Genomic DNA, 25057 nt, shown 5'->3' on the forward strand with positions numbered 1-25057 from the left:
GCTCATGACGGCCAGAAGGACGCGGCGTGGGCCGATTCGAGATCGAGAGGGGCGATGCCGGAGCCCGCCAGCCGATCGCGGAGGCTCCCGAGGGCGTCACGGACGAGCGCTTCGGCCTCCTCCGGCGAGACGGCGAAGAACTCGGCGATCTCCGCGTGGCTCATTCCGTCGCGGAACTTCAGCGCCAGAGCGAGCCGCAGGCGGGGCTCCATCTCCTCCATCGCCTCGCCGAGGATCCTCCACGCCTCCTCGCCTCGCAGCGCCGACTCCGGATCGCCGTTCCGGCTCCGCAGCGGCAGGGGATGATCCGGGTCGCCGGCCGACTCCCGCACCGGGTCGATCGAAAGGGAGCCCTGCCGGGAGGCGAGGCGGGCGAGAAGCTTCCAGCGCTGGTTCGGGGACAGCGTCGCGGTGATTCTCGCCGAGCGCTCCTCCGCCTCGGCCGAGCCCAGCGTGATGCCGTGCCGTCCCTTCAGAAGTCCGCGGGCCTCCTCCACCTGCCGTCCCTCGCGAAGGATGTATTCGAAGAGCAGGCGATCGGTCTCGTCCATGGCCGCCACCTTGCCGAAGGGCCGGTACCGTCCCTCCCGGGCCCGGACGAAGTCGACGCCGATGTTCTTCGCCACCACGGCGAGATAGGTCGAGAAGCGGCAGGGCGCCCCGGGGCGCTCGCGAAAGACGCGGATCCGCTTCAGGTCATCCTCCTTGAGGCGCGAGCAGATCAGGAGGAAGAGGTCCATTCGATCGTCGTAGCCGTCGGCGAAGAGGCACGCGACGCGGAAGAGCACGCCGGCAAAAGCTTCCAGGAACTCCTCCCACGAGCCCGGCTCGCGCCGGGCGACGCGGGACAGGATCTCCCGTTCCGCCTGCTCGTCCATGATTCGCGCCATCCCGGCCGGGCGGCCGACGGCGGCCGGAGAGCCGTCGTCGCGCGCGGCGTCCTGAAGGGGGGGGGACGAAGAACCACCCTATCAGAATATACCCGGGGAGAGCGGGAAGTCTCGCCGATTTCGTCGGACAAAGAAAACCCCGGCCGGGGTCCGTCGGAAGGCCGGCCGGGGCGCGCAATGGACCGCGTCGAGCCTCTCTAGTACTTGACCTTGATAAAAATCGGCGAGCCACCTCCGCCGGGAGAGCATCCTTCGTTCACCGATCCGTTGCAATTGTCGTCGATCGAAGTGGCGCAATCCTCGGCGCGCCCGGGATTCACCGCGCGGTCGGCGTCATTGCAGTCTCCGGCGCATGTCGTGTAACCGTCGCCGTCGGCATCGACGCAATAGCGGTCGACCCGGATCTTGTCGAGGCGCGCGCCGAGCTCCAGCGGCCGGAAGCGGATCGTGTAGGTTCCGGCGGCGAGGTGGTAGACGATCGGATTCAGGTTCTGCGTCGGGGAGACCGACGCATTATAGTGCCCGACCTGCGTCCAGCCGAAGCTCCCGCCGCCGTAGTTCGGCACCGCCTTGTCGAACTGGAAGCTCGCATTCGTCCCGAAGCCGAAATTGACGCCTGCTCCGGCCGGATCGGTGAGGGTCACCAGGAACGAGTTGTCGGACGAGCCCGAGGCGTAGACGCGGCTCCAGATCACGTAATCTCCGGCCAAGCCAATCGCGATCCGGTATTCGGCCGAGGCCTGGGAGGGATTGGAGCTGCCGGCCGGGACCGAGACGTAGGTGTCCGGGCCGCTGGTGGCCGCCTTCATGGGGAGGATCAGGGCTCCCGCCTCCGCCTCGAAATCCTGGCCTGTTCCGAAGACGGGAATCCCGCCGCCGGGCACGTGCTGAATCAGGTTCGAGCCGCTGAAGACTCCGCCGCCCGCGGGGTAATGGGTCAGCCGGACCTCCAGCGAGGCATTCGCCGGATCGGGAAGCATCGTGAAGTCGTACTTCAGGACGCCGCTGCCGATCGCCTCCCACGCCGTGGACGTTCCATCGGTCCGGTTCCAGCGGCGATCCATCGAGACGTTGGGCGCGGGACCGTACCATCCCATGCGATCGTCGATCTTGCAGGTTCCCGAATCGTAGCTCTTCAGCTCCGAGGGACAGAGGAGCGGACGGTTGTCGACCAGGGTGTCGCCGTCGTTGTCGACACCGTCGAGGTGCTCGGGCGAGTAGGGGAATCTCCGGGCGTTGGCGTCGTCGAAATCGAGCCCCGTCCTCTCCGTGGTCGCGAAGCCGTCCAGGTCGAGATCGGCGTTCTCCAGCCGGTACCAGACGGAGACGGTCCCGGTGTCGTGGAAGAACCCTGCCGTTTCGCTGTGGAAGCAGGTGGTCGCGCGGCCCTGGACGTCGAACCCCGACCAGCCGACCTGCGGGAAGACCTGGCGCGGCTTGACGATGCGGACCTGCAGGTTGCGGGTCGGGTAGTTGGCGAGAAGCGAGGGGGTCGCCCGGAACTGGATCGCGAAGTCGTAGTAGGGGTAGCCGCGGAAGGAGACGACCTTGGCGCCGGCCGTTGGATCCGCGAGGAGGTCGGCCAGGGTCATCCAGCTCAGCCCGCCGAACTTGATCTGGAGCCCATAGAAGTCGGCGTTGGGGACGGTGATGCTGTGGTTCCGCGAGTCGTATTGGACGCGATGGCCGTAATAAGTGGACTTGTAGATCATCTTGCCGCACGCGGCGACGGTTCCGGCGGATTGCGAATAGGCCTGCTCGATTTGGAACGCGCCCTGGACGTTGAGCTGCACCAGGTCGTTCGTGTTGACGGCGGTCGCCACCACCATCTCGGAGGGCCCCGTGCCGTCGTTCGCTACGGCGAAGGAAGGCTGGACGTCGGCCGGCCTAGCGTCCTCGCGGTAGTCGTTCGCGGTGACGTAGTAGAAGTAGATCTTGTCCTCGGGAAAGATGAAGGTGTTCTCCATGTCCAGCGTGGTCAGCGGCTGCGTGGCGTACCGGAATCCGACCACCCAGCGGCCGTACTCGGCCTGCTGCGCCGGGGTGAGGTCGTCGAAATCCTGGTCGGCCCACTTGTTGGCGCGATGGTTGATCCGCGTGACGATCAGCGTGTTGTCGGGCATCCGGCCGAAGTCGACGTTCGCGGCTCCCACGTAGGTCGTGAGCATGTCGCGGGCCGTCAGGCACGCGGAGCCCGCCTGATAGACGGAGACCTGCCCGTACTGCCGCGGCGTGGTATCCCCATAGATGATGGAGATCCGGGCGTTCCGGCCGTTGATCCGGGAGATCAGCGCCCCCACGTCGGCCCCGCTGGCATGGTCCGTGACCGTGTACCCGCCCGCCAGCTCGAAATCGTAGACCCACCCCTCGGCCAGGGAATTCAACATGTCGTTGGTGTTCACGCCCACGAGCTGGGCGGGCCGGGAGACGAAGTTGTTGTTTTCGCCCCACCCCAGCGTGAGGGTGTCGGGAATCGTGATGTCGGCGATGACGTGCTTCACTCCGGTGAAGGGGCTGAAGGCGACGACCAGGATCGTGAAGTTGGTGACGTCGATGGTGATCGGATAGTCGGAGACGTTCATCAGGCGGAACGAGCCCGTCACCTTCCCGTCGTTCTCGCCGACGGTGACGATGTTGTTCTCCTTGAGCGTCCGGAGGTTCGAGAATCGCGTCTCGATGTCGCGCGTCGTCTCGCGCGTCCAGGCGTAATTGCGGTTCCGCTGCGTCTCGAAGACGACGTTCACGTCGCTCAGCGAGAAGAAGGGCTTCTTGAGCTTGAGGCCGAAGCCCAGCTTGATCCCTCCGGGGGTGCTGAACTTGCTGATGATCTCGAGCGCTTCCTTCACCGCGGTCTTGATCTGGACGTTGTCCTGGTGGAAGCTCTGGATCTCGGTCAGGATTTCGGTGCTGTTGTTGTAGTGGTAGGTGATCGAGGGCTCGATCTTGGTGTCGAACTCGGCGGTGATCCGCGCGCGATCCGCCACGTACGCGCCCGAGCGCTCCGGCCGATCGTCGGTGGGGACGGTCGCGTCGGTGAAGCCGTCCCCGTCGAAGTCGCCGTCCAGAGGAGGAGTGCACATGACGTTGGTCGATTCCAGGCCGGCGATCCCCTGCGTCCTCCAGCGGCTCGGAGGGAGGGAGAGGGGCGTCGGCATCACGGGCCCGGATCCCGAGGCGCCCGAGCGCTCCTCGTTCAGAGCCTCGACATACTCGTCATAGGGGATGGCCTTCTTGAAGACCCTCTTGATCTCCGTCTCTCCCGTGGGGAGCTTCTCGGTGGTGACGCGGTAAGCCCTCTGGGCCAAGCTGAGGCGCGGCGGCTTGGCGCGGGTCTCGGCGCGCGGCCGGGCGGCGACGAAGCCGAGCGCCAGCAGGATCAATGCGAGGAACGCGGCCGGGTAGATCGCACTCCGGTGAACTCTCATCTTTCCCCTCCCTGGGGGCCGGCGCACTCCGGCGCGGGAGCCGGTCCGGAGGCGCGGCCTGTTTGCTCTCGCCGGAGGATCAACGGACAAAAAACGCCGCTGCGCCTCTCGGCGGCCCTCCCGGGGGAGGGCTCGGCCGGCGACGAAGGGGAGTCGGGAGAGGAGATTCAAGGATCGTTTCAATGCGCTGAGGGGAGGATTTCATGGGCATCGCCAAGACGTCAGCGTGGTGCTGCCTGCTCGGCCTGCTTGCCGGATGGGCTCTGGCGGTTGCCGCCGCGCCGGCTCCTGAAAGGAAAGGATTCGCCCGCCGCCGCGATCCAGGGCGCCGAGACGACGCTCCCGAAGCTCCTGGCCGAGGTTCACCAGCTGCGGGTGGTGCTGCAGCGCGCGACGCTCGCCAACACCCGGTTCCAGATGGCGATCGAGCGGATGAGGATCCAGCAGGCGCACGTCCGCTCGGAGCTGGCCAATCTGGAGGATGCGAAAGCGGGCACGATCGACCGCCCGAAGGACCGCCGAGGAGCACTCGAAGCTCGAGACCGGGCCGGAGCAGCACAGCCTCGAGGAGGAAGCCAAACGGATCAAGCAGGCGGTGGCCTCCATCGAGCGTGAGCTTCAGGGACGGCGCGGCCGCGAGGCGGAGCTGATCGCGCGCCTGCAGCAGGAAGAAAATCGGCTCGAGGACCCGGATCACCAGCTCGACGCGCTGACCGCTGAAGGATCAATCCTCCGTCCGGTGATGGCGCCCTCAATAGGACAGGAGCGCGGGTGCGCCGTTCGAAGAGGGGCCGCCGCAGCGGGGCGGCGCGTCCGGGCCGTCCGCCGACAGGAGATTGGCGCGGGAGAGCCTCTCCGGAAGATCGGCGATGCCGAACGCCGCCAGCGCCACCACCAACGCCGAGTGCTGGATCGCCTCCAGATCGAGCGCGTCCAACGTGTCGAACTCGGTGTGGTGCGTGCGTGCATAGTCGGCCCGGCCCTCCTGCTCGAAGATGAAGGCCGGCACGCCGGCGCGCAGGAAGACCGTGTGGTCGCTGGCGCAGCCGCCCGCGCCCGCGTTCGGGGCTTGCCGCGCGCAGGCCGACGAGCCGCAGGGAGCTTTCCCTAAGCCCGGCGCCTCGGAGCACGAGGGGCCGGGAGGGGCGTCGGCCCGCGGCGCCGTCGCGCACGAGGCTTTCGAAGCCTTGGTGCAGGATGGCTCGGGGGGCCGCGCGCCCGCGCGTTCGCTCGCGCCGGAGTCGCCCGCCGGGCGGCAGGAAGAGCCGGTCTCGCGGGAGTGGGTGGCGCCGTCGCTGCAGCAGTCCGACGGGAGCGCGAATGAAGCGACGGTGGTCAACGTGAAGCTCCGCGAGGCGTCGAGGCGGGACAGCACGGCAAGGGCCTCGGAGAGATCGGGGCGCATCGCCTCCGTGGCGACGAGCCCGGAGATCGGGTTGGTTCCGGCATCCATGTTGAGAAAGGCCGAGGTCTTCGCGAGCACCTCGGGGTGGCTCTCCACGTACGCCTTCGCCCCCAACAGCCCCTGCTCCTCGCCCGTGAAGAGGATGAAGCGGATCGTCCGCGCCGGCCTCACGCCCGAAGCCCGCAACGACCGGGCGGCCTCGAGGATCGCCGCGCACCCCGCGGCATTGTCGGTCGCGCCTTGGGCGAAGTCCCAGGAATCCAGGTGCGCCCCGACGAGCACCAGCTCGTCGGACTTGGCGCTGCCGCGAATCTCGCCCACCACGTTGTGCACCGCCAGCGCCCGCGGCCCCGGCCGCTTGGCGAAGCCCTTGCCCGCCTGGTAGACGCCCCACTTCTCGAGGCGGACGTTCTCCAGACCCATCCGCTCGAATTCGTCGCGCGCCCAACGCTCGGCGATCGCCAGGTTCTTCGTGCCGGTGAGCCGCGGCCCGATCTCGCCCGCCAGATGCCGCGCGAAGGTCCCCGCGCTGGCGCCGCCCCGGGCGGCGGCCACGATGCGCTCCCTATCCGCCGCCGGCGCCATGCCTCCCGAAGCTTCGAGCCGATTCGCCGCGCCGGCGACCAGGAGCAGCAGTGCCGTCGCCAGTTCCATCCTTCTCCGCATCGGTCCTCCTTGTCTCGTCGAGTCGTTGATCGGCCAACCCTCCGGAACCGCTGGGACGAGCTTCCCCGCCGCCGACTCATGCGTCGGATGCGCGCCCCACGATGAGGGGAAAGTGCTGTTATTTACGGGGTTTCGTCGCCCGCACGAAAGCGCTCATGAACGCGCCGTCAAGCCGCGCGAGGGTTTCCGGATCGGGCGCCGCCTTGGCCGTGATCGCTTTGGCGTCCCGCGCGGTGTAGACGCGCGTCGGCACGACCTCGACGTCCTCGAAGCCCGCCTGGCGCAGAAGATCGCGATACGTCCACTCCTCCAAGGCGCCGGCGACGCAACCGGCCCACAGCTCCGCGTTGCGGCGTATCTCGGCCGGGACCGGGCGGCGCACGACGATGTCGCTGACCGCGAAGCGGCCTCCGGGCTTGAGGACGCGGAAGGCTTCTTTCAGGACGCGGCCCTTGTCCGCCGAGAGGTTGATCACGCAGTTGGAGAGGACGACGTCGACCGACGAGTCGGGCAGCGGCAGCGCCTCGATCTCCCCCTTGAGGAACTCGACGTTGTCGACTCCCGCCTGGCGCTGGTTCTCGCGGGCCAGCTCCAGCATCTCGTCGGTCATGTCGAGCCCGTAGGCCTTGCCGCTCCGGCCGACGCGGCGCGCGGAAAGGAGAACGTCGATGCCCCCGCCGGAGCCGAGGTCGAGCACGGTCTCGCCTTCGCGCAATTCGGCGAGCAGCGCCGGATTCCCGCAGCCCAGGGAAGCGCGGACGGCTTCCTCCGGCAGGTCCTGCAGCTCCGCCGCCTCATAAAGGCCCGAGGTGATGGGGTCGCCGGCGCCGCAGGAGGCGCCGCAGCAGGCGCTCTTGCCGGCGCGGGCCTCGCGCGCCGCGCGCGCGTAGTGGTCGCGCACTGCCTCGCGCAGGCCGCCGGCGGCAGTCAGGGGCGCGGCGGACCGCTCGCTCTCGTAGCGCATGAGCACCGCGCTGGACGGGCACAGGTCGGTGAACTGGCTGCTGGCCCGAATCTCGGGCGGCGCGGCGTCGCGATCCAGGCTCCTGAACCCATGGCGCGAAAAATAGCGCTCGGCGTTCATGGTGAGGAGGTAGAGCGATTCGATGCCGTGCCGGCGGGACCAGGCGATCCGCTCGCCCACCAGCGCCGCGCCCAGCCCCGAGCGCCGCATCGACGGGGCGACCGCGACCGAGCGGAGGAGGCCCAGCCGGCCGTGCCGCTCCACTCCGGCCACGCCGACCAGATCGCCCTCCCTCTCGGCGACCACGTAGCGCTCGTCCAACTGATCGGCGAGCCCCTCCGCCGGAAGGTCACAGCTCCTCATGAGCGCCCGCGCCGCCTCCAGGTCCTCGGCGCGCGCCGTCCGCAGAGCCCACGATGCCGGGGATTGCTCCGCGCGCTTCAGCCACTTCGCCGTCATGATCCCACCTCGCTGAATGTAGATGTTAGTAACAACAGTGTGGTCGAAAAAAATCACTCCCCGTCGGGGGCGCAGCAGGAGGCGTTGCGCCCGATGCGCGCCGCGGCCACCCGGGCCAGATCCCGCACCACGCCGATGGCCGCGCGCCGCACCTCCGGCTCCAGGTTGGCGATGACGCCGCGCTCCTCGGCGAGCAGCTCACGCTCGATCCGATCGTGCAGGACGCGACCTTTCGCCGTGAGATCGATGAGGATGGCGCGGGCATCCTGCGGGTGCGACGAGCGGCGCACGTAGCCCTTGCGCTCCAGCGTCTCGATCACGCGGCTTGCGGTGCTCTTGTCGAGCAGCAAATCCCTGGCCAGCGCCCCGAGGGTCATGGAGCCGCCGCGCGTGAGCGTCTGGAGGGCGTAGCATTGGGTCACCGACACGTCGTGGCAGCAGATCACGTTCCGGTCGCGGAACTGATAAAGGCGGACGAGGTCGGTGAGCGCGGCGTACAGGTCGCGCGTGTCCCGATCCAGCGCCGGGTCGCGAGCCAGACTTGCAGGGGCGGTCGGCATGAAGCCTCTCCGATAGTTGTCGCTGACAACATTACGGCCAAGGAAGCGGGGCGTCAAGTCCTTTTTTTGGCGAATCCGCCGGGCGCCCGCGGGCGTAGGCTCGTCTCTGCGTATCAAGGCTTGAGGTTCCAGAACAGGTCCATGGCCCAGAAGGAAAAGGGCTCAAGACGCCGGGCGTTTCTCATTCCGAGGAGACACCATGAAAGCGATCGGTTTGTTGCTGGGGCTGATTCTCCCCGTGGCGACCCAAGGACCGTCGTCCGAGTCCGGGGTGGAGTGGCCGTTCAAGTCCGCCTCGGGGGCTTTTTTCGCGCTTTCGGTCGCCGATTTGCGGGCCAGCTCCCGGTGGTACTCGGAGATGCTGGGCCTCAGAATCGTGACGGAGACCCCGAAGCAGGACAAGGCGGCTGTCGTAGTCCTCGGGGGGGAGGACTCCCCGTCGAGCTGATGCAGCTCGACGGGGCTTTGCCGTCGAGCAAGGTGTCGCCGAGCCTGCCAGGAGCGCAATCGGTTCACGGCATCTTCAAAGCCGGGCTGTTCGTGGAAGATTTCGAGGGCACCCTCGCAAAGCTCAGGTCACGAGGCGTTCGAAATCGCCTACGGGCCGTTCCCGGCGCGCGGCAACCAGCGAGCGAACGTCGTCGTTCGGGACAACTCGGGGAACCTGCTCCAGTTCTTTGGCAGGTAGGTGCGGGTCGTCGCGGGGTTTGGCTAGGGTTGTGTCTCAGAAATTGACGTTAACATCGAGGCCGTCGAGGCGCCCGGATTGCAAGGCGCGCCGAAGTGCCGCGTACCCATGTGGTACGCAAGCAAGGCGCAACGCAGCAAGCCGGGATGGACCGACGGCCGAATGTAACGGGATTTCGGAGACGCGACCCTAGACCGAGAACTCCTCCGGCTTCCAGGCAAGGCCGAGCTCGGCCGGGGAGGCGATGTAGCCGAGCAGTGCCGAAGCGGCGACCACCTGAGGGGAGGCGAGGTACCCTTCGCCTCCGACCCCCATGCGATTCTGCCAGTTGCGATTGAAGGAGGTGACGGCGCGCTCGCCGGGGCGGAGGGCGTCCGGCCCCTGGCCGAAGCAGGGACCGCACCACGACTCCCGAATTTTTCCACCGACGCTCCGGAAGACGGAGGCGATCGATTCGCCGGCCAGGCGCGGGTCGGGGTTCTCGATCCGCTTTCTGACCAGGCCGCTCCCGGGAAAGATCACGAACTCGGCGTCGGGCGCGATCTGGACGGCTCCCGTCTGCCGCGCGGCGCGGATGACGAGCGCCGCCCCCAGGAGATCCTCGTAGCCGCCGTTGGTGCAGGAGCCGATGAACGCCTTGTCGAACCGGATGCGCTCGCGCGCCACCTCGTCGGCGGGATAGGCGTTGCCGGGGCTGTAGGGTTTGGCGACCATCGGGACGACCCCGGACAGATCGAGGGTCTCGTCGATTTCGTACCGGGCGTCGTCCCCGGGGCGCACGGGCGGGTAGGGAAGCTCGATCCCCCGTTCCCGGAACCAGGCGGTCGTGATCCCGTCCGGCGAGAAAATCCCGTTCTGCGCCTCCGCCTCGGCCATCATGTTGGCGATGGTGTTGCGGTACGGGATCGGCAGCTGGCCGTTGCGATCCACGAATTCGACGCCCATGCCGCGGGACTGCGGAGCGCCCCAACGCCTAAGCAGCTCGAGAACGACGTCTTTCCCGTTGACCCACGGTTGGAGGCGGCCGCTGAAGACGACGCGCCGCTGGGGCGCGAGGGTGAAATAGATCGATCCGGTGGCCCAGCCGTAACCGAGCGTCGTGCTCCCGACGCCGATCCCCACGGCCCCATAAGCGCCGTAGGCGCGGCTGTGCGAGTCGGCCCCCGGATAGAAGCCTCCGGGGACGATCAAGCCCTGCTCCGGAAAATAGAAGTGGAAAATCCCGTCTCCCGGAGTGGCGAAGTAGGGCGGCTCGATCCCGTGAAGCTTCGCGAACTCCCGGGAGATCGAGGTCTGCCTCTCATCGGCCTCCTTCCCGGTGAACACGAAATGATCGCTCGCGAAGGCGGCCTGCCGCGGGTCGATCGCGTCGCCCCCCGTGATCCGGTTGAAGGTGTAGATGGCGAACGGCCCCGTGCCGTCGGAAGCGGGGAGGAGATCGGCGTAGAGCCGCAGGGTCTCCCGCGGCGCGACCTTGGCGCGCCGGTCGACGCGGTGCGCCCAGACGATCTGCTCCGTCGTCGTCATCCGGCGCCCCGTCTCCGGATCGGGAAACTCCACGCTCGGGACGGTCCGGAGCGATTCGAGAAAGTCCCGGCGCCCCACGGTGAAGATCCCGCCGCCGCGCCGGATCTCCTCCTCCCGATCGGTCAAGGGCGCCACCCGGTACGTCCTGCCCCGCGTCACGTTCCGCAGCTCGCGGGTCTCGGTGTCGAACGAGAATTCGTCGCCGTCCCGCGCCTCCTCCACCGCCTCACGGCTCTGGACGACGTGCAGGCCGAGGTTCAAGGCGTTCTTCCGGAAGATGTCCCCCATATTCTCGCCGCAGACGATCACCAGCTCGCGCCCGGCCTCTTCCGCCACCCCCTTCAGGCCCGCCGGCGACATCTCCCGCGAGGAGCCAATCGCGAAGCGGTCGCCGGCGATGAGAAACGTCTCCCCCCGGCGGACGCGCTCGCGGAAATCGGGCATCAGGTGCCGGAAGGATCCCGCCTTCCATCGCGCGTCCAGCGTCTCGAGACTCTCCGAGACGCAATCGGCGGAGGGCGTGATTTGGTCGGTGTCGATGGCGTCGCGCTTCATTCCCGGGCGGGCCGGATCCCAGAAAATGAGAGCTTTCCCGGTGACCCGGCGCCGCGGATCGGCGGCGGCAGCCTGCCCCGCAGACGCCGAGGCGATCGCCTCGGCGGTCATCCCGGGTTTGAAGCGAGGAGGTCGGATCGGCGTCACTTCAGTCTCCCTAACGTCACAATCATCTTATCAGAGGCCGGGCGGCCGCGATGGGCGGGGGTGCATCGAGCGGGGAGCGGTGGTAGAGTAATCTTCGCCCCGGCGCCCGGCCGCGGGCGGAGACGGCGCTGATGCAGAGCTTCCGAGTCGGGAAGATCCTCGGCATACCCGTCGGGGTGAATGCCTCCTGGTTCATCATCTTCATCCTGATCACCCTGTCGCTCACCACCCAGTACGCCTACCTCCATCCCGCCTGGACGGGCCCGCAGCACTTCGGCTTCGGCATCGTGACGAGCCTGCTGTTCTTCGGCTCGGTGCTGCTGCACGAGGTGGGGCACTGCGTCGTGGCGCTCCATTTCGGCATTCCGGTCAAGTCGATCACGCTGTTCATCTTCGGCGGCGTCGCCCAGATCACGCGCGAGCCGGAGCGGCCCGCCCAGGAGTTCCAGATCGCGGCGGCCGGCCCGGCGGTGAGCGCCGCCCTCGGACTCTTCTTCTACACCATCTACTTCCTGACGCGGGACGACTTCGAAGGGGTGGCCTTTCTCGGGCAGTGGCTCGGGACGATCAACCTGTATCTGGCCCTGTTCAACCTGATCCCCGGGATGCCGCTCGACGGGGGACGGGTGTTCCGGGCGCTGGTCTGGAGGTTCACCGGGAGCTTCGAGCGGGCCACGGACGTCGCGGTCGCGTCGGGCCAGATGTTCGCCTACGGCATGATCATCTACGGAGGGTGGCGGGCTTTCTACGCCCAGAAGCTGCTGGAAGGCTTGTGGATCGGCTTCATCGGATGGTTCCTCCTCACGGCTGCGCAGACCACCGCCGCGCAGGTGAGCTTCCGGCGGGCGCTCCGGGGCATCCGCGCCGAGGACCTCATGACGCGGGAGTGCCTCGAGGTTCCGGGGTCGCTCAGCGTCGCCGAGCTGGTGGAGCACCACCTCCTGCGCGGCGGGGCGCGATGCGCCCTGATCACTGACGGCGATCGGCTGCGCGGCCTGCTCACGCTCCACGAGATCAAGAAGATCCCGCGCCAGGAATGGGAGACGACCTCGCTGCAGGCGGTGATGGTCCCGGAGGAGAGCCTGAAGAAGGCCGCTCCCGAGACTCCCGTCCATCAGGTCCTGCAGATGATGATCGAAGGGAACATCGGGCAGGTGCCGGTCGTGAAGGACGGCAAGGTGATGGGCGTCGTCGGGCGGGACCGGCTTCTCGCCCTCGTCGAGAACCGGCTGGAGCTGAAGACGTGAGGGCGCCCGGGGCTCGCGGAGGGCGTTCGACCGGGGGTGATAGAATGCCGCGAAGGCTTCCGCTCTCTCTGCTCATCGATCCAGGAGACGACCTGACATGAGTGTTTCCGACGCGCCGCGTCCGCCGACCGCCAGCGAAATCGAGGCGCGCCGGGTCGCCGAAGAGGCCCGGGAAGTGGAATGGCGCAAGCCTTCCTTCCTCAAGGAGCTGTTCCTCGGCAACTTCCGGCTCGACCTGATTCATCCCTTCCCGGACGCCGGGCGCGCCCCGCGCCCGGAATACCAGGAGTTCTACGGGAAAATGGAGCGCTTCCTCCGGGAGAAAGTCGACCCGGATCGGATCGATCGGGAGGGGAAGGTCCCGCCGGAGGTGGTCGAAGGCCTCAAGGCGCTCGGCGCCTTCGGCATGAAGATCCCGAAGGAATACGGCGGCCTGGGCTTCACGCAGGTGGAGTACAGCCGGATCATGCAGATGGTGACCAGCCATGACGGCAACGTCACGGCGCTGCTGTCGGCGCATCAGTCGATCGGCGTGCCGCAGCCGTTGAAGCTCTTCGGGACGCCGGAGCAGAAGAAGAAGTACTTCCCCCGCCTCGCGGCCGGTGCCATCTCCGCCTTCGCGCTCACCGAGCACGACGTGGGATCCGATCCCGCGAAGCTCTCGACCACCGTCCAGAAGACCGAGGACGGGAGCACCTACATCCTGAACGGGGAGAAGCTCTGGTGCACGAACGGGACGGTGGCCGAGCTCCTGGTGGTCATGGCGCGCCATCCCGAGAACCGCAAGATCTCCGCCTTCATCGTGGAGACCGCCTGGCCGGGCGTCGAGATGATCCACCGGTGCGAGTTCATGGGACTCAAGGGGATCGAGAACGGCGTCCTCCGGTTCACGAACGTGCAGGTCCCGCGCGAGAACCTCCTCTGGGAAGAGGGGCGCGGGCTCAAGCTGGCGCTGGTCACGCTGAACACCGGCCGGCTCACCCTGCCGGCCTCGGTGGCGGGCGTGGCCAAGGTCTGCGTCGGGATCTGCCGCGACTGGGCCGGCAAGCGCGTCCAATGGGGGCAGCCGGTCGGCAAGCACGAGGCGATCGCGCAGATTCTCGCCGACATGGCCGCCGCCGCGTTCGCCATGGAGTCGGTCTCCGAGCTCTCCTCCCAGATGGCCGACCGGGGAGGCTACGATATCCGGCTCGAGGCGGCGGTGGCGAAGATGTGGAACACCGAGACGGGATGGGAGGTCGTCGATCGCACGCTCCAGGTCCGCGGGGGGCGCGGATACGAGACGGCCGACTCCTTAAGGGGCCGGGGAGACGAGCCCATCCCGGTGGAACGGATCATGCGGGACTACCGGATCAACCTGATCTTCGAAGGGTCCAGCGAGATCATGCGGCTGTTCATCGCCCGCGAAGCCCTCGATCGGCATCTGGCGGTGGCCGGGACGCTCGTCGATCCGAAGGCCCCGGCCGGCAAGAAGCTCGCGAGCCTTCCCAAGGTTGTCGCCTTCTACGCCGGGTGGTACCCGACCCGCTGGCTGGGGTGGGGGCACTTCCCCCGCTACTCCGAGTTCGGCCGGCTGGCGACGCACGTGCGCTACGTGGATCGCGCGAGCCGCCGGCTGGCGCGCAACCTGTTCCACGCCATGATCGTCTACGGCGCGCGGCTGGAGAAGAAGCAGGCGCTGCTGTTCCGGGCGGTGGACGTGGGCGCGGATCTCTTCGCCATGGCGGCGGCCCTGTCGCGCGCCCGGGCGCTCTCGGCCTCGGGATCGGACGCCGGGCGCGACGCCGAGGTCCTCGCCGATCTCTTCTGCCGCAACGCCCGACGCAGGATCGCGCAGAACTTCCGCGCCATCTGGCGCAACGACGACGCCGCCAAATACCGCGTCTCCCGGGAAGTCCTCGCGGGCCGGTACGGCTGGCTCGAAGAGGGTGCCCTCGCGCCGGACTTCTCCCGTGCGGCGCCGGAAGCGGCCGAGCGAGAGCGCGAAGTCTCTTGAAAGTTTGGCTCGCCTAAATTATTGTTTCCATCCGCCGAACAATGATACACTCCGCCCGATGAGCGACACGGTCGACGACTATCTGAAGGCGATCTACCTGCTTCGTCGGCGCGCGGGGGCCGTGAGCACCTCGGCGATCGCGCGGAAGCTCCGGCTCTCCGAGGCTTCCGTCACCGGGATGGTGCGGAAGCTGGCCGCGAAGAAGCTGCTCCGGCACGTCCCCTACCGGGGCGTCCGGCTGACCGCCGCGGGGGAGGCGCTCGCCTTGCGCATGGTGCGCAAGCACCGGCTCTGGGAGCTGTTCCTCGTCCAGCACCTCAAGTTCGGGTGGGAGGAGGTCCATGAGCACGCCGAGAAGCTGGAGCACGCCACCGACGACGAGCTGGAGCGCCGGCTCTTCGAGCTGCTGGGCCGCCCCTCGCGGGATCCTCACGGCGATCCAATCCCCGGCGACGACGGCGTGATCCGGGACGCCGCCCGGCTGACGCTCGCGGCGATGAAGGCCGGCGATCGCGGCGAAATCCTGCGCTGTCTCGATCAGGACGCGGGGCTCCTGGAGCATCTGCGGCGGATGGGGCTCGAGCCCGGCCGCCGGTTCCGGGTCAGCGGGGTCGAGCCGTACGGCGGCCCGATTCGCCTGGCGGTGGGAAGGAAGACGGTCGAGATCGGCCCCGGCGTGGCCGGGGCCTTGGTCGTCCGCGAGTTTCGGGGGGCGGCGTCATGAGGACGGGCGTCGAGACGCTCCGGCAGCGCTCGCTGGACGAGGTGCACTCCTCCGTCGCCGTCGATCAGCCGAGCACCTGGCGCAGGCTCTTCGCCTTCGCGGGCCCCGCCTATCTGGTCAGCGTCGGCTACATGGATCCGGGGAACTGGGCCACCGACCTGGAAGGGGGGGCGCGCTTCGGCTACGAGCTGTGCTGGGTCCTCCTGATGTCGAATGCCATGGCGGTGCTTCTTCAGACTCTCGCCGCCCGGATGGGGCTGGCCTCGGGGATGGATCTGGCCCAGGCGAGCCGCGCCAGTACCGAAAGACCGGTTGGGTTCGTGCTCTGGATCCTGTGCGAGGTCGCCATCGCCGCTTGCGATCTGGCGGAGGTCTTGGGGACGATCATCGGACTGAACCTTCTCTTTGGCATCCCCATGCTCTGGGGCTGCCTGATTACGCTCTGCGATACCTTCATGCTGCTTGCCATCCAGCGTCTCGGGATCCGCAAGATGGAGGCTTTTATCCTGTTGCTGGTCCTCACCATCGGCGGCTGCTTCCTCCTGGAGATCTTCCTTTCCAACCCGCAATGGGGCCAGGTCTTCAAGGGCTTTATCCCCCGCCTTCAATCCAGCACTCCGTACGTCTTCTCCCATCCGGAGGCGCTGTTCGTGGCCATCGGTATCCTGGGCGCCACGGTGATGCCGCACAACCTCTACCTCCATTCGGCCCTGGTGCAGTCGCGGCGGGTGAAGCGTACCCCCGAGGCAATCCGGAGAGCCTGCCGATACAACCTGGTCGACACCGCGGTGGCGCTGAACGCCGCCCTTTTCGTCAACGCCGCCATCCTGATCGTCGCGGCCGCGACGTTCAACCGGCGGGGCATCGTCGTCACCGAGATCCAGCAGGCCCACGAGCTCCTGACCCCGCTCCTTGGAACCGCCTTCGCCTCCACCGCCTTCGGGATCGCCTTGCTCTGCTCCGGCCAGAGCTCGACGCTCACCGGGACGCTGGCGGGACAGGTGGTCATGGAAGGCTTCCTCCAGATCCGCCTGAAGCCTTGGGTCCGCCGGCTGATCACGCGCTCCATCGCCATCGTCCCGGCAGTCGTCGTCATCCTGATTCACGGCGAGGGGGGCACCTACAAGCTGCTCATCGTCAGCCAGGTCATTCTCAGCCTGCAGCTCCCCTTCGCCATCATCCCGCTGATCCAGGTGACCAGCGATCGCAAGCGCATGGGCGAGTTTGTCAGCCCTCCCTGGGTGAAGATCCTGGCGTGGATCGCCGCCACCATCATCATCGCGCTGAATGCCAAGCTGATTTACGATCTGATCGCCGATTGGGTCGCGCTGCCTCCGCCCGCCTCCACCCTGACCTGGTCCCTGGTCGTCCCCCTGGTCGGTGCGTGCACCCTGCTGCTCGGATGGATCATCCTCAGGCCGTTCCTGCCGGCGAGGAAAGTGGAGGCCGTGCCGGTGATCCTGGAAGCCTCCGAGGTCCTCAGCGGCTTGGTCGCGCCGTCCGTCAAGCGGGCCGGCCTGGCGCTGGATCGGTCGGTGAACGACAAGGGCGTCCTGTCGTACGGGCTCGGCCTGGCGCGGGATCGCGACACGACCCTGATCCTGATCCACGTCGTCGAGGGAGTCGGCGCACAGGTCTACGGGGAGGAAGTGGGGGACCGGGAGACGAGAGAGGCCAGCCGCTATCTCGACTCGATCTGCGCCGATCTGGTCGCCCGCGGCTACAAGGCCCGGACGGTCCTCGGCTACGGCGTCCCGTCGGTCGCGCTGGTGGAGATCGCCAAGGAGTACCACATCGATCTCCTGGTCCTGGGCGGGCACGGCCACCGGCTCTTTGCCGACATGATGAAGGGGCAGACGATCTCCTCGGTCCGCCACGCCGTCACCATTCCCGTCGTCACGATCCGCCAGCCCGGCGGGCCCATCCCTTCAGGAACCCTGCCGCCTCCTTCCTCTTGATCGCCGCGCCCCCAGGCCCGCGCGCCGCCGGTCGGCGAGCGCCGCGCCTCCTGCGCTCCGGCTCGGCCCTGGCTTGACCCAGGCCGAGGGCGAGACATAGAATTCGCTGGCAACGGGGAAAGATTCGCGCTCCAATCCAGCTCCCGGGCGGTGGAAAAAGGAGGAGGAGATGGGGAGAACTCGCGCGACGGGATCGCTCCTGGGTCTGGCTCGCATCGCCGGAGTCGCGATGACCGCGGCCTTCCTCTTCCTACCCCCGGCGTTCGGCGGGGACAAGCCGCGGGTGGGAGTGCTCGGTGACGTGAAGGTGGAGAAGGGAGAAGTCGTTCCCGACGACGTCATCTGCCTCCGGGGGACCGCCACCATCGAAGGGAAGGTGGAGGGGAACGTGATCGTGATCGACGGCAAGCTGAACCTCTCGGGAGAGGCCAAGGACGTGATCGCCGTCCTGTCGGAATCGACCATCTCTCCCGGAGCCTCGGTGCACGGGGATCTCGTCCAGATCCTGGGGACGCTCCAGAAACCTGCCGATTTCACCGTGGGGGGGCAGCGGATCGACATCGGCTCGCACCTGCCACCGAGAATCCAGCACCTCGTCTCGCGCGGCCTGCTTGGGATCCTGATCCTCCTGCGGCTGATCTCCATCATCACGTCGCTCGTCATCGTCTTCCTGCTCGCCCTGCTCGTCCCCGATCGGATCGAGAGGATGTCGCTTTCGGTCCAGCCCCGCTGGCCGGCCTCCCTCGGATTTGGCCTGCTGGCGTCGGTGCTCGTCGGGATGCTGTTCGCCATATTCTTCGTCACGATCATCGGCATTCCGCTGGCCTTCCTCCTCTATCTGGTCGCCAAGGTGCTGTGCCTGATGGGCGTCGCGGCGATCCTCGTGCCCCTCGGCAGGCGGGTCGGCCTGGGCACGGGCCTGATCGGCCCCGAGGCGTCGGTCCTGGCGACGGTGATGGTCGGGTTCTTTCTCGTGGCGCTCGTCCGGTTCGTGCCGGTCCTCGGCGAGCTGGTCTGGCTGGTTCTGTCGGTGATCGGCTTCGGACTGGCCCTGGTGACCAAAGTGGGCTCCACGACCCCGGCCCCGGCCGAGTCCCTCCCCTGATCTGTCCGGGCCGCCGGAGCTTCGAATGACCCCTCCAAGCGTCGGGACGCCGCTACTCTGGCTCGGCTTCACCCTTTTCGTCCTCGTGGCCCTAGTCCTCGACCTCGGCCTCTTCCACCGGCACGCCCACAAGGTCTCGATCCGGGAGGCGCTCGGCTGGTCGGCCGTCTGGACCGCGCTGGCGCTCCTCTTCAATCTCGGCGTGGCGCACTGGTTCGGTCCCCGGAGCGGGCTGGAGTTCCTGACGGGCTACCTCATCGAGCTGGCCCTCAGCGTCGACAATCTCTTTGTCTTCCTGGTGATCTTCTCCTACTTCTCGGTCCCCGATCACCTGCGCCACCGCGTCCTCTTCTGGGGGATCCTCGGCGCGATGGTGATGCGGATCGGCTTCATCCTGGCGGGCGCGGCGCTGCTGTCGGCGTTCCACTGGATCGAGTACGTCTTTGGCGCCTTCCTGGTCTACACCGGCGTGAAGATCCTGCTCCAGAGGGGGGCGGAGGTCCATCCGGATCGGAACGTCGTGTTGAAGCTGGCGCGCCGCATGCTTCCGGTCACCAAGGAGTACCACGGCAGCAAGTTCCTGACGCGGGTCTCGGCCCGGCGCATGGCGACGCCGCTGCTCCTCGTCCTCATCGTCGTGGAGACGACCGACTTGGTCTTCGCGGTCGACTCGATCCCCGCCATCTTCGCGATCACCCGGGATCCCTTCATCGTCTACACGTCGAACATCTTCGCCATCCTGGGGCTGCGCTCGCTCTTCTTCCTGCTGGCGGGGATGATGGATCGGTTCCACTACCTCCCCGTCGGGCTCGGCCTGGTCCTGGCCTTCGTGGGGCTGAAGATGGTGGTCGGGGAGCATTACCCGATCTCGATCGGCCTCTCCCTGGGCGTCGTCGCCGCGCTGCTGGGCGGCTCGGTCCTCGCGTCGCTGGTCTTCCGGCCCCGCTCGTCCCGCCCTTAGCTGTCGATCCCCGAGATTGCCGGGCCGCCCGAGGCCCGTCGGCGCGACGATGCCGGGGGAATGGAAATGGCGTCGAGTCCGTCCCGCCGATTGCGCAGCGCAATCCATCGAGGAACCAATTCGCCGCTCATGGATTGATGGTGCGGGTTGGCTTTCTCAACCTGGGCAATGATGGGGGCCTCCGAACATGGGCGGAATACCTGGCAGGACGCTGAAGGAGCTTTAGTTGAATCTCGGCTTCTGAGCCAGCGCGGCGTTTTGAACGACCCCGTCTCCGTTCGACCATTTGTCCTCGTTCTTTCATCAGCTCCGCGATGTCGACAGTCCTGAGACCGCAACCTTGAGCCAAAATGATTCCATCTATCCTCGTGACAAGCTCAGCAAGGAGGTCATGACGGGCGATCCGAAGAGCCTCATCGACTTGCCCTGCGAGTGCTTCAAGAGATTCCGAGTGTTTCTCCACGATGCCGAGCGCTGGCAAAGAGATGCGATCTGCTTCGCTTGGCTCGAGTTTCAAAACACCACCGCCATACGTTCTGCCGACCCGCTCGCACGAGTAGAGGCTCGCAGAGTTGTAGAAGGCAACGGTGAATGCACGTAGAAGTTTGTTTGGAACTGCAGGCAGGCGAACGGTCAGCAAAGTGTTCGCTGCCACTATTCGCGATTCATTCAAGCAAAGTCTGGGAATGGAATCGCTCATGTATGTGAGAAATGCTTCAGGCACGATCACCCCAGGCACCGAGTACCAAGGCGATCGAACCCGGCACTTGAACCGCTTGTGCAGCCCAAGCCCTTCTCCGTGCCGAGTGTATCGGGACTCCGTTGGAGTAAGCCTTTCCTTGGGCGACCAGAGAAGACACCTCTCGTCGGAGCTCACGAGCCTCTTTGCCTGGGACAGCGTTACAAGAGCCCCCGGCATCTGACGCGCCTTAATCAGGCAAGCACGTAATGAATGTTTAGGGAGAGACCAGGCTTCTGCCTCCGATTGCCTCAACACAAAAAACTCGTTTGCACCACTGACGAAGCCGATGTTCGCCTTCCCGATCAAGGAGAGAGGTTGGAATAGTTGATTCTTTTCCAAGTCTGAAAGACAAGTGGTCGCCCTATTCTCACTGAATCCTGGCGACCACTTGCTTGGCTCGAGCTCAGGACTGAAAGCCTTAGCCCTAACAAGTATCGCTTCGATGGACGAGAGATCCCTGGCATCTTCCGCTTCGGCAAGCAAGAGCCGACCGTTACCTTCGTCACCCTTGTTATCAGCCAGAAGAACTACGACCTCTGCCTGGACTTCTGGAAAAACAGCCTTTCTAAATGAAATAACAGCCACGTACCCGAATTGCTTACGAAGAAACTTCCGAAGCGGGAGAGCATAGGCGGAATGAATCAGTTCGGCTGGCAGGATGAAAGCCAGCCGGCCGCCAGACTTCAGGAAGGAAACCGCGTGAGCCACGAACGGAGCCCAGGATGACGCAAGCCGGGAAAAGTCGATTCCCGCTCGCCGCGCTTGGAGCAGAGCTTGGCTTCGGTGGTTGCCGTTGAAGGTCTGATAGCGTATGTAGGGAGGGTTGCCGATGACGGCGGTCATTGCCTCCATGCCCGTTTTCGAAAACGCGCCAGGCTCCGTCGCAAAAAAACTAAGGGCTCGGAGATCTATTTGTTCAGTTGCCAGCAGTTTCTCAAGTGCTTGGGAAGTGTGTGAGATGGCCGCGAGATTCAAGTCAATGCCGTGCAGCCTCTTGGATGTTTCCCGGGCGCTATTGCCAAGGCTGAGAAAGTGCCTGGCAGCAGACTCAAGAAAGACCCCGTCGCCGCATGATGGATCAAGCACAGCATCAGACTTGCTACGTATCGCCCAAGACACCATGGGCTCCACGATGTCCTTCGGCGAATAGTAGGCTCCCAATCCTTTCCTGGCCCTCTTTTCCGTCGGCCGGCTCGTCAGCACAGTTCTCCCCTTGACGTGCACGATCGACTCTCCAATTTCACGCAGAGGTCTCTGCGGGCTGATATCGCTCGGCCGGTATTCTACCTCTGGACGACGAGAACCAAATGATCATTCTTCAATGAAATCGCTGACCACTCAATTAGTTCTTCACCGGCGGGGCGGGCGGGGCGGGAAGCGTCTTCGGGTTCTTCCGAATCTGCTCCATCAGCACCTCGATGCCCTTCTCCAGCTGCGGATCCCGCCCCTGCATGACGAGATCGTCCCGCTGGTCGACCTCGATGTCGGGATCGACGCCGTGCCCCTCGATCTCCCACGCCCCCGCCAGCCCGTAGTTCCCGAACTCGGGCCGTGTGACGTAACCGCCGTCCAGGAGCGGTGTGTTGCCGCGGATGCCCGTGACGCCTCCCCAGGTCCGGGTGCCGATCAGCGGTCCCAGGCCGTACTTCTTGAAGTAGTAGGGGAAGAGATCGCCGTCGGAAGCGGAGTAGTGGTTGATCAGGCAGACCATCGGTCCGTAGAAGACCTGGGAGGGATAGGTGCCGATGTTCTCGGTGTTCCGGGCGGTCCCGAGACCCGCCAGGACCCGCCGCAGCCGCTCGATGATCAGCTCCGAGACGAACCCTCCGCCGTTGTTGCGCGCGTCGACGATGAGCCCCTGCTTGCGGATCTGCGGATAGTACTGCCGGACGAACTCGTTCAGGCCGTCCCCGCCCATGTTCGGGATGTGGACGTAGGCGATCTTCCCTTGGGTCGCGGCATCCACCTTCCGGCGGTTCCTCTCGATCTGATCGTAGTAGCGGAGATCGGCTTCATCCGAAAGCGGCTTCACGGTCACTTCATGGGACCCGTCTCCCGACGGCTTCGAGGCTAGGGTGAGCGTCACCGTGCCGCCGGCCTTCCCCTGGAGCAGGTCGTCGGGAACCTGCGGAGCCTTCAGGTCGGCGCCGTCGATCGCCAGCAGGTAGGAGCCCTCCGCGACGACCACCCCCGGCTCGGTGAGCGGCGACCGGCGCGCATCGATCCAGTTCTGCCCCAGGAGGATCCGGGAGATTCGGTAACGTCCCGAGGATTTGTCCACCTGATAGTCGCAGCCGAGCAGCCCGATCGGGACGTCCCGCGGCTTCGGCGCCTCGCCGCCCCCGACGTAAGCGTGGCCGATGTTCAGCTCCGAAATCATCTCGCCGATCAGGTAGGTCAAATCGGAGCGATGGCTCACGTAGGGGACGAGGGCGCCGTACTTCGCCTTCATGGCCGGCCAGTCGACGCCGTGCATGTTCGAGACGTAGAAGAAGTCGCGCTCGAGCCTCCAGGCCTCGTCGAAGATCTGCCGCCACTCGGCGCGATGATCCACCCTGGCCCGCATTTCGCCGGTGCTCACCGCGCCGTCGCCCACCTTGCCGGTGGTCCCGGGCTTGGCGTCGAGGATGCCGACCTTGTCGTCCGCCAGGTAGGCGAGCTTGCTCCCGTCCGGCGAGAGGTCGAATCCGCCGATCCCCGAGATCACGACGGCATCCTTCCTCTTCTCCATGTCGAAGACGTGCAGATCGCCGCTGGGGCCGTCGGGGCCCCCGGTGAGCGTCGGGACGGGGCTCGACAGGTAGAAGACCGCCGATTCGTTCGCCCGCAGCGAGCCGTAATTCCCGGGCGGGACGGGGAACGCGGCGATCCGATCCTCGATCCCCGCCAGATCGATCTTCAAGGGCTCGGCTTTCTTCTTGCCTTTGTCCTTTTCCTTCTCCTTGTCCGATTTTCCTTTCTTGACCTTTTCCACGCTCTGCGCTTCCTTCGCATCCTCCCCTTCGTCCTTCTTCGCGCCCTCTCCGGCCGCTTTGACTTCGTCGGATTCGGGGGCGAAGGGGGAGGGGAGGTCCTTGCGCAGCGTCAGGGCATAGGGGCGCGTGGGGTTGTCGTAGACGTAGCTGAAGTCGAACGACCCGATGCTGGCGTTGAGGTCGCGATCGGAAAGGAAGTAGAGGTACTTCCCGCCGGGATCGAAGACCGGGGCGTAGCTGTCGTTCATCTCAGAGGTGAGGACGGTGACCTTTCCGGAGTCGAGCGAATAGACGTAGACCTGATGGAGCTGCTGGAGGTTCAGTTTGTGGTAGGTGAGCCACCGGCTGTCGGGGGACCAGGCGTAGCCGCTGATCTCCTGATATTTGGCTTGGTCGGCCTGCGTGAGCTTGCGCGAGCCGACGTCCAGGACGAACAGCTTCAGGTCCTTGTCGGCGAAAGCGATCTTCTTGCTGTCGGGAGACCAGACGGGAGGAAAGCGCCAGCCATGGCCGTCGGTGGTGAGGCGCTGGGCCGCCCCTCTTCCGTCCTGGGAGACCATCCAGACTTCATCCTCGCCCGTCTGGTCGGAGAGGTAGGCGATCCACTTGCCGTCGGGGGACCAGGCGGCGCCGCGCTCGTGGGCGTTGGAGGTGTTCGTCAGGTTCCGCGTGTTGCCCTTCTCGGCCGGGACGGTGAAGACCTCCCCCCGCGCGACGAGGACGGCGCGCTTCCCCTCGGGCGACAGGCCTCCGTCGGTGATCTGATCTCCCACCTTGACGAACTCGGTCCGCGCCGTACGCATGTCGCTCGGGACGCGGATCGCGACCTTCGCGCTCTTGCCGCTCGCGGTGTCGAGAAGGTAGATGTCGCCTCCCTTCTCGAAGACGATGCCGCCAGGGCCGGCGCTGGCCCAGCGCACGTCGTAATCCGTGAAGCTCGTGAGCTTCTTGAGGTTCTTGCCGTGCGTATCGCAGGAGAAGAGATTGAAGGTCCGGTCGCGGTCGGAGTTGAAGTAGAGGGTGTCGCCGATCCACATCGGATCGCGCGACGTGTTGTCGTTCTCGGTGATCTTCTCCATATGATTCGCGGCGAAGTCGTAGATCCAGAGGTTCTGGGTCATGCCGCCGCGATATCGCTTCCAGGTGCGGAAGTCGCGGAAGATCCGGTTGTAGACGATCTTTCTGCCGTCGGGCGAGAAGGAGGCGAAGCCTCCCTCCGGGACGCCCACCTGCTCCGGCATCGAGCCTTCGAGGTCGACGGTGAACAGGCGCCCGGCCCGGTCCTCCCAGGAGAGGTGACGCGAGCGGAACAGGACTCTCCGGCTGTCCGGAGTCCAGCCGATCACCATGTTGTTGGGCCCCTGGCGCTCCGAAGGATGGCCGGTGTCGGCCCACCAGGTGAGACGCTTCGGCTCTCCCCCCGACGCCGGGATCACATAGACGTCACGGTTCCCGTCGTATTGCCCGGTGAACGCGATCCACTTGCCGTCGGGGGAGTAACGGGGGAGCCATTCGAGGCCGGTGTCGGTCGTCAGCTGGCGGGCGACGCCTCCGGCGCGCGGGACGATCCAAAGATCGCCGCCATGGACGAAGGCGATCGAGTCCTTCGACAGCGCCGGGAAGCGCAGGAGCCGCGCCTCGGCCGGCGCCGTCTCCTGGCCGCGCGCCGGCAGCGGCGCGGCGGCCAGGGCCGCTGCGAGCAGGAGCAGGGCGATCGTCGAGCGACGGAGGGGGGCGCAGCGAGGGGAGGCGCCGAAGCGCGGCGCAGGTCTTCCGGGCACGGACGAACGGCGGGCCATGAATGGGCTCCAGAAAACGTCGGATGTTGGGTTATCCCTGGGGAACGAACCTATCCGTTGGGTACTATACGCAATCGGCGGAAGGGAGTTTCGGGAGCGAGCCCCAAGGGGATCGAGATCGCGGGCGAACGACGCCGGTGCTTGACTCGCCTACTCGAGTATTCTAGCTTTCCGGTGCTCCGGATCCCGGGCGGCCCGGGCCACCCGGGGAGACCGGATCGGGCGGGGGATGTTAGACTCCTGGCGGCGGCTCCCATCACTTTC

Annotated in this window: 16 protein-coding genes and 1 pseudogene; 8 read left to right on the top strand and 9 right to left on the bottom strand. The window is 66.4% G+C overall.

Annotated elements, in window-relative coordinates; genetic code table 11:
- Window positions 1–2: 2 nt before the first annotated feature.
- Window positions 3–878 (bottom strand): sigma-70 family RNA polymerase sigma factor, encoded by an 876-nt coding sequence (locus tag VGR67_05665; GenBank protein ID HEV8335884.1) that lies wholly within the window; start codon window positions 876–878, stop codon window positions 3–5.
- Between the two features lie 209 nt (window positions 879–1087).
- Complete coding sequence (locus VGR67_05670) at window positions 1088–4315, bottom strand: putative metal-binding motif-containing protein (GenBank protein HEV8335885.1); 3228 nt, start codon at window positions 4313–4315, stop codon at window positions 1088–1090.
- 270 nt (window positions 4316–4585) lie between these two features.
- Here VGR67_05670 and VGR67_05675 point away from each other — a divergent pair, with 270 nt between their 5' ends.
- A complete protein-coding gene (locus VGR67_05675) occupies window positions 4586–4930 on the top strand; it encodes a hypothetical protein (GenBank protein ID HEV8335886.1) in 345 nt (114 codons plus the stop codon).
- Between the two features lie 136 nt (window positions 4931–5066).
- Here VGR67_05675 and VGR67_05680 read toward each other — a convergent pair whose 3' ends face one another.
- From VGR67_05680 to VGR67_05695, 4 genes and pseudogenes are all read right to left on the bottom strand, one after another.
- Entirely contained in the window at window positions 5067–6386 is a 1320-nt protein-coding gene (locus VGR67_05680) for a M20/M25/M40 family metallo-hydrolase (GenBank protein ID HEV8335887.1), read from the bottom strand.
- Window positions 6387–6504: 118 nt separating this feature from the next.
- Window positions 6505–7350 carry an arsenite methyltransferase gene (locus tag VGR67_05685; GenBank protein HEV8335888.1) on the bottom strand — a complete coding sequence of 282 codons (846 nt, stop codon included), beginning with the start codon at window positions 7348–7350 and terminating at the stop codon, window positions 6505–6507.
- Window positions 7351–7356: 6 nt separating this feature from the next.
- A pseudogene (gene arsN2 / locus VGR67_05690) lies at window positions 7357–7809 on the bottom strand (arsenic resistance N-acetyltransferase ArsN2).
- 53 nt (window positions 7810–7862) lie between these two features.
- A complete protein-coding gene (locus VGR67_05695) occupies window positions 7863–8369 on the bottom strand; it encodes a MarR family transcriptional regulator (GenBank protein HEV8335889.1) in 507 nt (168 codons plus the stop codon).
- 199 nt (window positions 8370–8568) lie between these two features.
- Between VGR67_05695 and VGR67_05700 the strand changes: the two genes are divergently transcribed.
- On the top strand, window positions 8569–8817 hold the full coding sequence (locus VGR67_05700) for a VOC family protein (GenBank protein HEV8335890.1): 249 nt from the start codon (window positions 8569–8571) through the stop codon (window positions 8815–8817).
- Window positions 8818–9246: 429 nt separating this feature from the next.
- On the opposite strand, the gene VGR67_05705 is transcribed toward VGR67_05700, so the two are convergent.
- Window positions 9247–11286: an aconitase family protein gene (locus tag VGR67_05705; GenBank protein HEV8335891.1), complete on the bottom strand. Its 2040-nt coding sequence runs from the start codon at window positions 11284–11286 to the stop codon at window positions 9247–9249.
- A 131-nt stretch (window positions 11287–11417) separates the two neighbouring features.
- On the opposite strand from VGR67_05705, the gene VGR67_05710 reads away from it, so the two are divergent.
- The 6 genes from VGR67_05710 (at window position 11418) to VGR67_05735 (ending at window position 19277) form a co-directional block, all read left to right on the top strand.
- The gene (locus tag VGR67_05710) at window positions 11418–12533 is read left to right on the top strand and encodes a site-2 protease family protein (GenBank protein ID HEV8335892.1); all 1116 of its coding nucleotides are present in this window, start codon (window positions 11418–11420) and stop codon (window positions 12531–12533) included.
- 97 nt (window positions 12534–12630) lie between these two features.
- Window positions 12631–14529, top strand: a complete 1899-nt coding sequence (locus tag VGR67_05715; GenBank protein ID HEV8335893.1) for an acyl-CoA dehydrogenase family protein — start codon at window positions 12631–12633, stop codon at window positions 14527–14529.
- A gap of 58 nt (window positions 14530–14587) precedes the next feature.
- Window positions 14588–15253: a metal-dependent transcriptional regulator gene (locus VGR67_05720; protein ID HEV8335894.1), complete on the top strand. Its 666-nt coding sequence runs from the start codon at window positions 14588–14590 to the stop codon at window positions 15251–15253.
- Window positions 15250–17211, top strand: a complete 1962-nt coding sequence (locus VGR67_05725; protein HEV8335895.1) for an Nramp family divalent metal transporter — start codon at window positions 15250–15252, stop codon at window positions 17209–17211. Before VGR67_05720 ends, VGR67_05725 begins: the two co-directional genes overlap by 4 nt.
- 169 nt (window positions 17212–17380) lie before the next feature.
- Window positions 17381–18316 (top strand): hypothetical protein, encoded by a 936-nt coding sequence (locus tag VGR67_05730; protein HEV8335896.1) that lies wholly within the window; start codon window positions 17381–17383, stop codon window positions 18314–18316.
- A 25-nt stretch (window positions 18317–18341) separates the two neighbouring features.
- Window positions 18342–19277 (top strand): TerC family protein, encoded by a 936-nt coding sequence (locus VGR67_05735; protein HEV8335897.1) that lies wholly within the window; start codon window positions 18342–18344, stop codon window positions 19275–19277.
- A 127-nt stretch (window positions 19278–19404) separates the two neighbouring features.
- On the opposite strand, the gene VGR67_05740 is transcribed toward VGR67_05735, so the two are convergent.
- Together VGR67_05740 and VGR67_05745 are read right to left on the bottom strand one after the other, a co-directional pair.
- Complete coding sequence (locus VGR67_05740) at window positions 19405–21243, bottom strand: N-6 DNA methylase (protein ID HEV8335898.1); 1839 nt, start codon at window positions 21241–21243, stop codon at window positions 19405–19407.
- 118 nt (window positions 21244–21361) lie between these two features.
- Complete coding sequence (locus VGR67_05745) at window positions 21362–24793, bottom strand: S41 family peptidase (GenBank protein HEV8335899.1); 3432 nt, start codon at window positions 24791–24793, stop codon at window positions 21362–21364.
- Window positions 24794–25057: the final 264 nt, after the last annotated feature.

The sequence above is a fragment of the Candidatus Polarisedimenticolia bacterium genome (assembly GCA_036004685.1).
Taxonomy (GTDB): Bacteria; Acidobacteriota; Polarisedimenticolia; order Gp22-AA2; family AA152; genus DASYRE01.